This is a genomic window from Streptomyces maremycinicus (assembly GCF_001184025.1).
Lineage (GTDB): Bacteria > Actinomycetota > Actinomycetes > Streptomycetales > Streptomycetaceae > Streptomyces > Streptomyces maremycinicus.
This window is the reverse complement of record NZ_BBYG01000009.1, coordinates 51,843-65,432: the sequence shown is the minus strand read 5'-3', so window position 1 is coordinate 65,432 and position 13,590 is coordinate 51,843. Positions and strand designations below refer to the sequence as shown.

Sequence of the window (13,590 nt, the reverse complement as noted above, 5' to 3'; positions counted from 1 at the left end):
TCCACTCGAGACACCGCAGCCGACGGCCACCGCCGGGTGTCCTGGTGCGCCATGAAGGGTTGACGCAATGACGCCGAACGCCGCTTCCCTCTCCGCTGGTCCTTCCGGACCCAGCCGGAGAAGCTTCCTCGCCTCCACGGCGGTCGCCACCGCCGCGGTGGCGGGAGGGATGCCGTTGCTTGCCGCCTGCGGCGGTACGGACAGCGGATCGCGCGAGGGCACCACGTCGGGCAAGGACGCCAAGAAGATCCTGCCCGCCTACGTGGCCAGCAACGTGGTGACGCCCGACATCCCGTCGAAGAACGGCTCCTCGGTCGGCTTCAGCAGCAAGCTCGACCTCGCCACGCTGAAGACCTCGGTGCCCGAGAAGCTCGGCAAGGGCGGCAAGGTCACCGTCATGTCGCCGTTCTGGGGCTCACCGCCGAAGAGCGACAACGCCTACTACACCGCGATGAACGCCCTCATCGGCGTCGACGTCGTCTGGCAGAACCAGGACGGCAACACCTACGACCAGAAGCTCGGCGCGGTGCTCGCCTCCAGCGACGTGCCGGACGTGGTGGTCGTCCCCGGCTGGAACATGGGCGGCAAGATACCCAGCGCCATCCTCAGCAAGTTCGCCGACCTGGGCCCGTACCTGTCGGGCGACAAGGTCAAGGAGTACCCGAACCTGGCGGCGATCCCGACCGACGCCTGGCAGCGCGCACTCTTCGGCGGCAAGCTGCGCGGTCTGCCGATGCCGTCGTCCTACGTCACCAACATCGTGCCGTTCTACCGCAAGGACCTCTTCGACAAGAACGGCTACCAGGTCCCGACGACGACGGACGAGTTCACGGCCCTGGCCAAGGAGATCACCAACGCCAAGGCCAAGGTGTGGGCCTGCGGCGACATGAAGTGGACCGCGTTCAACAGCTTCGGGGTCCCCTCCGGCGGGGAGAAGCCGCTCGGCTGGATCCTCGAGGGCGACAAACTGGTCAACCGCATCGAGCTGGACTCCTACCTCGAGGCGCTGGAGTGGACGCGCAAGCTGTTCGCCGCCGGCTACGTGCACCCGGACTTCAAGCTGGGCAAGAGCCAGGCCGTCGACCCGAGTACCAAGTTCGCCGCCGGTGAGTTCCTCATCTACAACAACGACATCTCCAGCTGGTACGGGCAGCAGGCCTCGCAGGCCGCGCAGAACCCGCAGTTCCAGATCTGGGGCATGGACATCTTCGGCCACGGCGGCGCCGACCCGGTCATCTACGCCACTCAGCCGGCCAACATCTTCGCCTTCGTCAACAAGAAGGCGTCCGAGGCCGTCATCCGCGACGTGCTGGCCGTCGCCAACGTCACCGCCGCCCCGTACGGCACCAAGGAGTACATGCTCACCAACTACGGGGTGGAGGGCACGCACTACAGCGTCAAGGACGGGGTGCCGGTCAAGAACGACAAGGGCAACCAGGAGGTCCTGAACGCCTTCGTGATGGTCGCGAGCCCCGCGTCGACCATCGCCCACCCCGACTTCCCGGACATCGCCAAGGGCCAGGTCGAGTGGCAGCAGCGGATGGGCGCCTTCACCAGGAAGTCGGCCTTCTACGGCATGCAGATCACCGAGCCCAGCCGCTGGACCAACCTCTCCAACGACTTCGAGCAGCTGGAGGACGACATCGTCCGCGGCCGCAAGAAGATCAGCGACATGCAGGCGGCCGTCTCCGACTGGAAGAAGAAGGGCGGCGACGAACTGCGCGCCTGGTACCGGAAGCTGCTCGACGACAACGGCACGGCGACGAGCTGACGGCAGCGAGGCGAGGAGAACGGCCGTGTCGCACAGCACGGTGCCTCGGAGCAGGGCCGAGGCCGACGAGACGGAGAAGACACCGGTGGCGCCCGGCGGCGCCACCGGCCCCCGGGGGAAGAGGTCCTCCGCAAAGCTGGGGCTGCGGGTCAGGTTCAGACGCGACCGCGTCCTGCTGCTGATGACACTCCCGGCGGTCGTTCTCATCCTGCTCTTCAACTACGTGCCGATCCTCGGCAACGTGGTCGCCTTCCAGGACTACGACCCCTACATCAGCGACAACGGGGTCGTCTCCATACTGCACAGCCCCTGGGTCGGCATGGAGAACTTCCAGCGGCTCTTCGAGGACTCGGCCTTCTGGGAGGCCGTGCGGAACACCCTGGTGCTGTTCTTCCTCCAGCTGGTGCTCTACTTCCCGATCCCGATCATGCTCGCGCTGCTCATCAACAGCGTGGTCAGGCCCCGGATCCGGGCGGTCTCGCAGGCGATCCTCTACCTGCCGCACTTCTTCTCCTGGGTGCTGGTCATCGCCGTGTTCCAGCAGCTGTTCGGCGGCGCGGGAATCCTCTCGCAGCTGCTGCGGCAGCACGGGTACGACGGCATCGACATCATGACCGACCCGGAGACCTTCAAGTTCCTGATCACCGCGCAGAGCGTCTGGAAGGACGCGGGCTGGGGCATCATCGTCTTCCTCGCCGCGCTGGCCTCGGTCAACCCCGACCTGTACGAGGCCGCCGCGATGGACGGCGCGAACCGCTGGCGCCGGATGTGGCACGTGACCCTGCCGGCCCTGCGCCCGGTGATCGCGCTGCTGCTGGTGCTGCGGGTGGGTGACGCGCTGACGGTCGGCTTCGAACAGATCCTGCTCCAGCGCGACGCGGTCGGACCAGGGGCCTCGGAGGTCCTCGACACCTTCGTGTGGTGGAACGGCGTCCGCAACCAGGACTTCGGCTACGCGGCCGCCGCCGGACTGATCAAGGGCGTCATCAGCCTCGGCCTGGTGCTCGTCGCCAACAAGGTGGCCCATCTCATGGGCGAGCAGGGGGTGTACCAGAAGTGACCGCCGTGATCGACGAACCCGTGCGCGCACCCGGCCGGTGGGCCGCGCCGCCGCGCCCCGTGTGGGAGGAGGAGCCCAGCAGGGCCGGCCTCGCGGGCAAGGGCGTCGCCCTGGCCTTCGCCTGCCTGGCGATCCTCTTCCCGCTGTGGATCGTCCTCGTCACCAGTCTCTCCTCGCGGAAGACCATCGACGAGGCCGGCGGACTGGTGATGGTGCCCAAGGGGATCACCTTCATCGCCTACCGGGAACTGCTCAGCGGCGGACAGGTCACCCGCGCGGCGGTCATCAGCGTCCTGATCACCCTGGTCGGCACGCTCTTCTCGATGGGCGTCTCCGTGCTGTGCGCCTACGGGCTCTCCCGCTCGGGCTCGCTCGGGCACCGCTGGATCCTGATGGTCCTGCTGGCGACGATGTTCTTCAGCGCGGGCCTGATCCCCACCTATCTGCTGGTGCAGTCCCTGGGCCTGATGGACAGCTACCTCGCGCTGATCCTGCCGAGCGCGATCAGCGTGTTCAACATCCTTGTCCTGCGCGGCTTCTTCATGGGGATCTCGCCGGAACTCATCGACAGCGCGCGGATCGACGGGGCGGGGGACTTCCGGATCCTCTGGCAGATCGTCATGCCGCTGTCGAGGGCGGTGCTGGCCGTCATCACGCTGTTCTACGCCGTCGGGTACTGGAGCGCCTGGTTCAACGCCTCGCTGTACCTCAACGACCAGGACATGATGCCGCTCCAGAACGTCATGATCCAGCTGGTGCAGAAGCAGGAGGCGCCGGTCGGGCTGGGGCAGGCGATCAAGACGGGGCAGCTGTCCGGGCTGGCCGTGCAGATGGCGGTCATGGTGATGGCGCTGCTGCCGGTGGCGGTGTTGTCGCCGTTCGTCCAGAAGCACTTCAGGAAGGGGATGTTGACGGGGGCGGTCAAGGGCTGAAGTCCCCTTACGGGGGGCGGCGGGAGGAGCGGATGGTCGTAGGTCGGCCGTGGGGCCCCTGCCCGGGGTGGGAGCAGCGGGCGGTCGTAGGTCGGTCGCGGGGCCCCTGCCCGGGGTGGGAGCAGCGGGCGGTCGTACTTCGGCCGCGGGCCGGTGGGGGCTGATCGCGCAGTTCCCCGCGCCCCTGGGGGGTGATAGGTGTCCGGCGTTCATCGGCCCCCGATCCGGCCGTGGGCGATCGTCCCCTCCCCGGCCGGGGGATCGTGCCTCCGCCCGGCCTGCGGTGATCATGCCGCCTCTCGGCGGGGGGATCGTGTCCCCTCGGCCGGGGTGATCATGCCGTCCCCCCGGCCTGCGGTGATCATGCCGCCCCCCGGCCGGGGCGATCGTCCCCTCCCGGCCGGGGGTGATCGTGCCGCTTGCCGGTGGTGAAACGCACACCGGTGCATCGTGTCCGCCGTTCGTCCACGACCCCTTGCGAGGAACCTCCGTGCAGGTCACCCGTCGTACCGTTCTCGCCGGAAGCGCGGCCGCCGCCGCGGTCACCGCGCTGCCCGCCGGGCAGGGGCTCGCCCGGGCCGCCGGGGCCGCCGCCCCCGCCTACCGGTGGCGCAACGCCGTCATCGGCGGTACCGGATTCGTCACCGGTGTGCTCTTCCACCCGGCCGTCCGGGGGCTCGCCTACGCCCGTACCGACATCGGCGGCGCCTACCGCTGGGACGACCGCGCGGCCCGCTGGACCCCGCTGACCGACCACCTCGGCTGGGACGACTGGAACCTCCTCGGGGTGGAGGCGCTCGCCGTCGACGCCGCGCACCCGGACCGCCTCTACCTGGCCCTCGGCACGTACGCCCAGTCCTGGGCGGGCAACGGGGCCGTGCTGCGCTCCGAAGACCGCGGCGCCACCTGGACCCGCACCGATCTCACCGTCAAGCTCGGCGCCAACGAGGACGGCCGGGGCACGGGGGAGCGGCTGCTGGTCGATCCCCGGGACAGCGACACCCTGTGGCTGGGCACCCGGCACGACGGGCTCCTCAGATCCACCGACCGGGGCGCCACCTGGGCGGCGGCCGACGGCTTCCCCGGCACGCCGGGCGCGAGCGGCCAGGGCGTCACCCTGCTCGTCGCCGCGGGCCGCACCCTCTACGCCGGCTGGGGCGACTCCGACGGGACGACCGCCAACCTGTTCCGGACCGCCGACGGCCGCACCTGGGAAGCCGTCCCCGGCCGGCCCGCCGGCACCTCCGCCAAGGTGCCCGTCCGCGCCGCCTACGACCGTCACACCCGCGAGCTGTACGTGACGTACGCCGACGCCCCCGGACCCAACGGCCAGTCCGACGGCAGTGTGCACAAGCTGGCGACGACGAGCGGCACGTGGACCGACGTGACGCCGGTGCGGCCCGGAGGCGCCGACACCTTCGGCTACGGCGGGGCCGCCGTGGACGCCCGGCGCCCCGGCACCGTCGTCGTCTCCACCAACAACCGCTGGGCGGCGGTCGACACCCTGTACCGGACCACGGACGGCGGCGGCAGCTGGACGTCCCTGAAGGACACCGCCGTCCTCGACGTGTCCGAGACGCCGTATCTGAAGTGGGGTGCGGAGCAGCCCAAGTTCGGCTGGTGGATCCAGGCCGTCGCCGTCGACCCGTACGACTCGCGGAACGTCGTCTTCGGCACCGGCGCCACGCTCTACGGCACCCGGGACCTGAAGCACTGGGCCCCGCGGATCCGGGGCCTTGAGGAGACCTCGGTACGGCAGCTGATCTCGCCGCCGACCGGACAGGCGCACCTGATCAGCGGCCTCGGGGACATCGGGGTGATGTACCACGAGCGGCTCACCGCCTCCCCGTCCCGGGGCATGGCGACCGACCCCGTGTCCGGGACGGCGACGGGGCTCGCGCAGGCCGCGGACAGGCCGCGGTACGTCGTCCGCACCGGCTGGGGCGACCGCGGCAACGGCGCCTGGTCGGGCGACGGCGGCAGATCGTGGGCACCCTTCGCCACCCAGCCCGCCCTCGCCGGGGACGCGCCGGGGCCCATCGCCACCAACACCGACGGCAGCGTGCTGCTGTGGACCTTCGTGCACTGGGACGGCACCAAACACCCCGCCCAGCGCTCCGCGGACAACGGGGCGACCTGGTCCGAGGTCCCCTCCTTCCCCAAGGGCGCCACCCCGCTCGCCGACCCGGCCGACCCGGCACGCTTCTACGCCTACGACACCGACACGGGAACCCTGTTCGCCAGCACCGACACCGGTCTCACCTTCACCCCGCGGGCGAGCGGACTGCCCTCCGGAGACAGCCAGTTCCAGTTGGCCGCGGCCCCGGGGCGCTCCGGCGACCTGTGGCTGAGCACCAAAGGGAACGGCCTGTACCGGTCCACCGACGGCGGAGCGAGCTTCGACAGACTGACCGGTTGTTCGGCCTCGTACACCGTCGCCTTCGGCAGGGCCGCCGACGGCGCCGCGTACCCGGCGGTCTACCAGGTCGGCTCCACGGAGGCGATCACCGCCGTCTACCGCTCCGACGACGGCGCGCGGACCTGGGTGCGGATCAACGACGACCGGCACCAGTGGGGCTGGATCGGCGCGACCATCGCCGCCGACCCGCGGATCCACGGCCGCGTCTACGTCGCCACCAACGGCCGGGGCATCCAGTACGGGGAGCCCGTCCGATGACCGCCGCCGACCGGCCCCGGCTCGCCGACGCCACCCGCGGCCGCATCCTCTTCGGCGGTGACTACAACCCCGAGCAGTGGCCCGAGGAGACCTGGCACGAGGACGTCCGGCTCATGCGGGACGCCGGCGTCAACTCCGTCACCCTCGGGGTCTTCTCCTGGTCCCGCATCGAACCCGAGCCGGGCGCGCGGGAGTTCGGCTGGCTCGACACGCTGATGGACCTGATGCACGCCGGCGGCATCGGCGTCGTCCTCGCCACCCCCACCTCGGCGCCGCCCCCCTGGCTGGGCCGGCTGCACCCGGACACCCTGCCCCGCGACGAGAACGGCGAGGTCGAGTGGTGGGGCGGACGTCAGCACTTCTCGCACTCCAGCGCCACCTACCGCCGGTACGCCGCCGCCCTCACCGAAGACCTCGCCGCCCGCTACGGCGGCCACCCCGCCCTCACGATGTGGCACATCAACAACGAGTACTGCACGGCCGACCACGGCGACGAGGCGGCGGCCGCCTTCCGCCGCTGGCTGCGCGAGAGGTACGGCACCCTGGACGCCCTCAACACCGCCTGGGGCACGGCCTTCTGGAGCCAGGGCTACGACAGCTGGGACGCCGTCCTGCCCGCCCGCCGCGCGCACTACCTGAAGAACCCCGCCCAGGTGCTGGACTTCCGGCGCTTCACCTCCGACATGCTCCTGGAGTGCTACCTCGCCGAGCGGGACATCGTCGCCCGGCACACCCCGCACATCCCGGTCACCACCAACTTCATGCCGCTGTTCTTCGGCCAGGACGCCTGGCGCTGGGCCGAGGAGGAGGACGTCGTCTCGGTCGACCTCTACCCCGATCCGCGCGACCCGCTGGGGGCCCAGCACGGGGCACTCGTGCAGGACCTGACCCGCTCCCAGGCGCGCGGTCCCTGGATGCTGATGGAACAGGCGGCGGGACCGGTCAACTGGCGCGGGGTGAACCATCCCAAGCCGCGGGGCCTCAACCGGCTCTGGTCCCTCCAGGCCGTGGCCCGTGGCGCGGACGCCGTCTGCTACTTCCAGTGGCGGCAGTCCCGGCAGGGCGCCGAGAAGTTCCATTCCGGGATGCTCGGCCACGCGGGGGAGCGGGGCCGCACCTTCCAGGAGGTCAAGCGGCTGGGCGCCGAACTCGCCCGGATCGGCGCCGAGGTGGCGGGCGGCCAGATCGGCGCGCAGGTCGCGATCCTGCACGACTGGCACGCCTGGTGGGCCGGCGCACAGGACGGCCGCCCCTCCACCCACGTCGACCACCCGGCCGTGCTGCACGCCTGGCACCGCGCCCTGTGGGAGTCGCACCTCACCACCGACTTCGCCCACCCCGAACACGATCTCACCGGCTACCGGCTGGTCGTCGTCCCGCAGCTGTACGCGATGACGGACGCGGCGATCGACAACCTGGTCGCCTACGTCCGCGGCGGCGGCACCCTGGTGGCCGGTTTCCTGACCGGCGTGGCCGACGAGGACGACCGCATCCGTCCCGGCGGCATGGACGTCCGCCTGCGCGAGCTGTTCGGCATCCGCACCCTGCACGAGTGGTGGCCGCTGGAGCCGGGGGAGCACGCCGAGGCCGACGGCTTCCGCGGGACCCTGTGGTCGGAGGAGCTGGAGGCCGAACGGGACGACGTGGTGGAAGCCGTCTACAAGGGCGGCGAACTCGACGGACTGCCCGCCGTCCTGCGCAACGGCCGCGCCTGGTACGTCTCCACCCTCCCCGAGCCCGGGGCCTTCCGCGCCCTGCTCGCCGCTGTCGCCGCCGGCGCGGGCGTCCGGCCCGTTCTGGAAGGCCTTCCGCCGGAGGTCGAGGCCGTCCGCCGGGGCGAGCTGCTGTTCCTGCTCCACCACGGCCGTGAGCCGGTGACCGTCGCACTGCCGGGCACCCATCACGACCTGCTGACCGGGACGGACCACAGGGGTGGGATCACCCTGGACCGCTACGGCGTGGTGGTGTTGCGCTCATGACCAAGCCGCGATCCCGTGCGCACCCCGGCCTCCCGGCCACCGACCGTCCCGTGCACGGAACCCACGAACACCGGCCCGCCGTCCGCTGGGAGGACGCCTTCCTCAGCGGCAACGGCCGGCACGGCACCCTCACGTTCGGTGATCCGAACGACGACCGGGTCATCGTCACCCATCACACCCTGGTCCGCCCCAACGGCGCCGAGCACGCCCGTCCGCCGGAGCTGGCCGCCGACCTCCCCGCCCTCCAGGACGAATTGCTGGCCGGGGAGTGGGAGGCCGCCGAGAGCTTCACCGACCACCGGCCCCTGCAATGGGTCCAGCCCTTCCACCCGGCCTTCCAGATCCGGCTCAGAGCGCCCTCGGACGAGCCGCGCCGCTACCACCTGCGAACCGTCGACTTCAGCACCGGCGAGGCCACCGCGACCTGCGCGGGCGGCACCAGCCGGCTCTTCGTCTCCCGCGCCGACGACGTGATCGTCCACCGGGTCACCGGCCTCGACCTGGACATATCCCTGGACCACCGGCTGCCGGGCGCACCCGCCGACCTGTCCGTCGGCCAGGGCTCGGCCCTCACCCCGGAGGGCGCCCTGCTCACCCTGCGCGCCCACTACCCGGGGAGCGACCGCGCCTTCACGGGCCTGACCCTCGTCGTCGTCACCGGCGGCCGCACCCGGCTCGCCCACCCCGGCGTACGCGTCACCGGCGCGGAGTCCGTGCTGCTGCTCACCCGCGTCCGCAGGCACACCGGCGAACTGGACGTCACCGGGGAACAACGCGCCTTGAGCGAACTGCCGCACTCCTACGACGACCTGCTCGGCCGCCACCTCCCCCTGCACCGCACCGCCTACGAGCGCGTCACCCTCGACCTCCACGCCGACCCCGCCGAGCGCGGCCTCCCCGGCTCCGAACTGCTGGAACGCCCCCGCAGCAGGGCACTGCTCGAGCGCCTCTTCGCGGCCGGGCGCTACCACCTGCTGTCCTCCTCCGGTCTCAACCCGCCCCGGCTGACCGGCCTGTGGACCGGCGACTGGAACACGGCCTGGTCCGGCGCGTTCACCAACGACGCCAACGTCAATCTCCAGACCGCCTCCGCCGCGGCCGGGGCGCTTCCCGAGGTCACCGACGCACTGGCCGCCCTGATCCACCGGCAGTTCGACGACTGGCGGGAGAACGCCCGCGCGGTCTTCGGCGCCCGCGGCGCGGTCGCGCCGGCGCACACCGACGGCGAGTCCGGACTGACCTACCACTTCAGCCGCGAGTACCCGCTCCACCTGTGGACCGCCGGTGCCGACTGGCTGCTCAAACCCCTCGTCGACCACGACGAGACCCGCGGCGCGCGCGACCCGCGCACCGCCGCGGCCCTCGCCGAAGTCGCGCTGTTCTACGAGGACTTCCTCACCCGCACCGCCCCCGGCGACCCGGCGGGGCCGCTTGTCGTCGTCCCCTCCTACTCGCCGGAGAACCGGCCCGCGGGCGCGAGCTGGGGCGCCCTCGACGCGGCCATGGACCTCTCGGCCGCGCGCCACGCACTGCTCACCGCCGCCGCGTACCACCCGGACGACCCCGAGCGCGCCGACCGCTGGCGGGCCCTCGCCGAGCGCCTCCCGCCGCACTGGATCAACTCCGACGGCGCCCTGGCCGAATGGGCGTGGCCCGGCCTCGACGACACCTACGACCACCGGCACCTGAGCCACCTCTACGGCGTCTGGCCCCTCGACGAGATCAACCCCTACGACACCCCGCGGACGGCCGCCGCCGCCCTGCGCGCCCTCGAACTGCGCGGCGCCGAGAACGACTCCGCGCACGGCCACCTCCACCACGCGCTGGTCGCGGCCCGTCTGAGGGACGGCCGGCGGGTCGCCCACGCCCTCGGCGAGGTGCTCGACGGCGACTTCTTCCACGCCTCCCTGATGAGCGCCCACTACCCCCGCCGCGACGTGTACAACGCCGACGCCGCGCACACCCTCCCCGCGGTGCTGATCGAGATGCTCGTCCAGTCGACCCCCGACCGGCTGGTCCTGCTGCCCGCGCTCTCCCCGGACCTGCCTTCGGGCGAACTGCGGGGCGTGCGGACCCGGTTCGGCGCCGAGATCGACCTCTCCTGGGGTCCCGACGGCACCCGTGCCGTCCTGCGGCCGCGGCGCGGCCACCGCATCGAAGTCAGGACTTCCTCCGGCGACGCATCGCCGCTCGACCTGGTCGCCGGAGAAGACCACGTCCTCACCTCGGGGACGTGGTGACTCCCCCCACCCATGGAAGGGACACCATGGCACCACGTACGTTGAGCAAGGTCGGCAAGGCCCTGCTGGCACCGGCGCTGGCACTCGGCGCCACCGTCGCACTCGCCGCCGCCCCCGCCCAGGCCGCCGTCTGGAACTCCTGCGACCAGTGGGGCAACACCAGCCTGAACGGCTACACGCTCTACAACAACATCTGGGGCTCCGGTGCCGGCAGCCAGTGCGTCTGGGCCAACTCCGGCACCAACTGGGGCGTCTGGGCCAACCACCCGAACACCGGTGGCATCAAGTCGTACCCCAACTCCAAGAAGGTGATCAACAAGACGATCACCTCGCTCGGTTCGCTGTCCAGCAGCTACAACGTCACGGTCCCGTCGTCCGGCGCCTACAACACGTCGTACGACATCTGGGACACCGACTACGACTACGAGATCATGCTCTGGGTGAACTACAACGGCGCGGTCGGCCCGCTCGGCACCTCGCAGGGCAACGTCACCCTCGGCGGCCACACCTGGACCGTCTACAAGGGCAGCAACGGCGCGAACGAGGTCTTCTCGTTCCTGCGGACGTCCGACTCGTCGTCCGGCACCGTGAACATCCTGCCGATCCTCAAGTGGATCAAGGACACCAAGGGCTGGTTCGGCAACGAGACCATCGGTGACGTGCAGTTCGGATACGAGATCACCTCGTCCTCGGGCGGGCTCGACTTCGTCACCAACAACCTCACCGTCAGCAGCGGCTGACACCTGGTCCGGGCCGGCCCGCGCACCCGCGCCGGCCGGCCCGGACCACGGCACGTCACGCGGGCGCCCGGTCCCTCCCCTGGTACGGGACCGGACGCCCGTGTTCCGTCCTCCGTGCGGCTACTCCGTCACCGGCAGCCGCGCCCCGTCCCGCAGGAACAGCGGGAGGCGGTCCAGCGGGGCGTCGACCGTCACGGCCGCGCCGCCCTCGTACGTCTCGCCCGTCCACGCGTCCGTCCAGCTCGCACCCGCCGGGAGGTAGGCCGTGCGGGCCGTGGCGCCCGCCGTCAGCACCGGGGCGACGAGCAGGTCCCGGCCGAACAGGTAGGAGTCGTCCACCGACCAGGTCGCCGGGTCGTCCGGGAACTCCAGGAACAGCGGCCGCATCGGCGGCAGCCCCTCCTCGTGGGCCTCGCGCATGACCTTGAGGACGTACGGCTTGAGCCGCTCGCGCAGCCGCAGGTACCGCTCCATCACCGCCCCGGCCTCCTCGCCGTACGACCAGACCTCGTTGGGGCCGCCGGTCATGTCCGGGCCCAACGGCATGCCCGGGTCGCGGAAGCCGTGCAGCCGCATCAGCGGGGACAGCGCGCCGAACTGGAACCAGCGGACCATCACCTCCCGGTACGCCGGGTCGCCCGGGTCGCCGCCGTGGAAGCCGCCGATGTCGGTGTTCCACCACGGGATGCCCGACAGCGCGGTGTTCAGTCCGGCCGCGATCTGCCGGCGCAGGGTCGCGAAGTCGGTGCCGATGTCACCGGACCACAGGGCGGCGCCGTAGCGCTGGCTGCCCGCCCACGCCGAGCGGTTGAGGCTGATGATCTCGTCCTCCCCGTGGGCGCGCAGACCCTCGTAGAAGGTGCGGGCGTTGTCGGCCGGGTAGATGTTGCCGACCTCCAGGCCGGGGCCCGCCCAGTAGCGCAGGTTCTCCTGGAACCCGGGCTTCAGTTCCGGCTCGCAGGCGTCCAGCCAGAAGGCCGTGATGCCGTACGGGAGCAGGTAGTTGTCGCGGATCCTCGACCACACGAACTCCCGGGCCTCGGGGTTCGTCGCGTCGTAGAACGCCACCTGGACCGTCGAGGCGACGCCCTTGTCCGGCCAGTCGGCGTGGGCCAGCGGGCCGTACTGGGTGCCGATGAACCAGCCGCGCTGCTCCATCACCGGATGGTTCTCGCTCAGCGGCGACACCGACGGCCAGACGCTCACCACCAGCTTGACGCCCAGCTCCTCGAGTTCACGGACCATCGCCGCCGGGTCGGGCCACTCGGCCGGGTCGAACTTCCACTCGCCCAGGTGGGTCCAGTGGAAGAAGTCGCAGACGATGGCGTCGAGCGGCAGTCCCCGGCGCTTGTACTCGCGTGCCACGCCGAGGAGTTCGTCCTGGGTGCGGTAGCGCAGCTTGCACTGCCAGAAGCCCGCCGCCCACTCCGGCAGCATCGGGGTGCGGCCGGTGGCCGCGCTGTAGCGGCGCTGGGCGTCGGCCGGGGCGCCGGCGGTGATCCAGTAGTCGATCTGCCGGGCCGAGTCCGCGACCCAGCGGGTGCCGTTGCCGGCCAGTTCGACCCGGCCGATCGCCGGGTTGTTCCACAGCAGGGTGTAGCCGCGGCTGGAGGTGAGCACCGGGATGCCGACCTCGGCGTTGCGCTGGATCAGGTCCAGCACCAGACCCTTCTGGTCCAGTCGGCCGTGCTGGTGCTGGCCGAGGCCGTACAGCTTCTCGTCGTCGTAGGCGGCGAAACGCTGTTCCAGACGGTGGTGGCCGTTGCCGACGGCCGTGTAGAGACGGGTGCCCGGCCACCAGAAGTGGGCACGCTCCTCCGCAAGGAGCTCCGTGCGGTCGTCGGTCCGCAGGAACCGGATCACGCCCTCGGCGTCGACCTCGACGGTGAGCGCGCCGACGGTCAACCGGCCCTCGGCGTCGGTGATCTTGACGTTGCTCTCGGTGGCCGGCGGCTCGTCGAGGAGCGCGCCCGGCAGCCCTTCGAGGATCGGCCCGCCGAGCCGGGCACGCACCCGGACGGCGTCCGGGCCCCACGGCTCGACCCGTACGGTCTCCTGGCGGCCGCTCCACTCCAGCGCCCCGCCGTGCTCACGGAAGGTGCCGACCGTGGGCGACGACTGCGCGAGGCTGACCTGGGGCTGGGTTTCGGCAGGCTGGTTCATGTGAGGTGCTCCTTGAAGGAGTGCAGAC

8 protein-coding genes are annotated in these 13,590 nt (G+C 71.4%); 7 read left to right on the top strand and 1 reads right to left on the bottom strand.

Translation table 11 applies throughout. From position 1 onward, the window contains the following. The first annotated feature begins 67 nt into the window (after positions 1-67). From AOQ37_RS04840 to AOQ37_RS04810, 7 genes are all read left to right on the top strand, one after another. Positions 68-1,771 carry an extracellular solute-binding protein gene (locus AOQ37_RS04840; RefSeq protein WP_062641604.1) on the top strand — a complete coding sequence of 568 codons (1,704 nt, stop codon included), beginning with the start codon at positions 68-70 and terminating at the stop codon, positions 1,769-1,771. A gap of 25 nt (positions 1,772-1,796) precedes the next feature. Continuing rightward, positions 1,797-2,831 (top strand): ABC transporter permease, encoded by a 1,035-nt coding sequence (locus tag AOQ37_RS04835; RefSeq protein ID WP_062641602.1) that lies wholly within the window; start codon positions 1,797-1,799, stop codon positions 2,829-2,831. Further along, entirely contained in the window at positions 2,828-3,763 is a 936-nt protein-coding gene (locus tag AOQ37_RS04830; RefSeq protein WP_062641600.1) for a carbohydrate ABC transporter permease, read from the top strand. The genes AOQ37_RS04835 and AOQ37_RS04830 overlap by 4 nt, the downstream gene beginning before the upstream one ends. Positions 3,764-4,253: 490 nt before the next feature. Further along, a complete protein-coding gene (locus AOQ37_RS04825; RefSeq protein WP_234436811.1) occupies positions 4,254-6,440 on the top strand; it encodes a WD40/YVTN/BNR-like repeat-containing protein in 2,187 nt (728 codons plus the stop codon). Next, positions 6,437-8,419: a beta-galactosidase gene (locus AOQ37_RS04820; RefSeq protein WP_062641597.1), complete on the top strand. Its 1,983-nt coding sequence runs from the start codon at positions 6,437-6,439 to the stop codon at positions 8,417-8,419. Before AOQ37_RS04825 ends, AOQ37_RS04820 begins: the two co-directional genes overlap by 4 nt. Further along, positions 8,416-10,659, top strand: coding sequence for a glycosyl hydrolase family 95 catalytic domain-containing protein (locus AOQ37_RS04815; protein ID WP_062641595.1), 2,244 nt, complete (start codon positions 8,416-8,418; stop codon positions 10,657-10,659). Before AOQ37_RS04820 ends, AOQ37_RS04815 begins: the two co-directional genes overlap by 4 nt. Positions 10,660-10,685: 26 nt before the next feature. Continuing rightward, positions 10,686-11,399, top strand: a complete 714-nt coding sequence (locus tag AOQ37_RS04810; RefSeq protein WP_062641593.1) for a glycoside hydrolase family 12 protein — start codon at positions 10,686-10,688, stop codon at positions 11,397-11,399. Positions 11,400-11,519: 120 nt separating this feature from the next. On the opposite strand, the gene AOQ37_RS04805 is transcribed toward AOQ37_RS04810, so the two are convergent. Beyond that, complete coding sequence (locus AOQ37_RS04805; protein ID WP_062641591.1) at positions 11,520-13,562, bottom strand: glycoside hydrolase family 31 protein; 2,043 nt, start codon at positions 13,560-13,562, stop codon at positions 11,520-11,522. Between the last annotated feature and the right edge of the window lie 28 nt (positions 13,563-13,590).

Coding starts and splice junctions, on each gene's coding strand:
- AOQ37_RS04840 (WP_062641604.1), top strand. CDS start 68: ATGACGCCGAACGCCGCTTCCCTCTCCGCTGGTCCTTCCGGACCCAGC.
- AOQ37_RS04820 (WP_062641597.1), top strand. CDS start 6,437: ATGACCGCCGCCGACCGGCCCCGGCTCGCCGACGCCACCCGCGGCCGC.
- AOQ37_RS04815 (WP_062641595.1), top strand. CDS start 8,416: ATGACCAAGCCGCGATCCCGTGCGCACCCCGGCCTCCCGGCCACCGAC.
- AOQ37_RS04810 (WP_062641593.1), top strand. CDS start 10,686: ATGGCACCACGTACGTTGAGCAAGGTCGGCAAGGCCCTGCTGGCACCG.
- AOQ37_RS04805 (WP_062641591.1), bottom strand. CDS start 13,562: ATGAACCAGCCTGCCGAAACCCAGCCCCAGGTCAGCCTCGCGCAGTCG.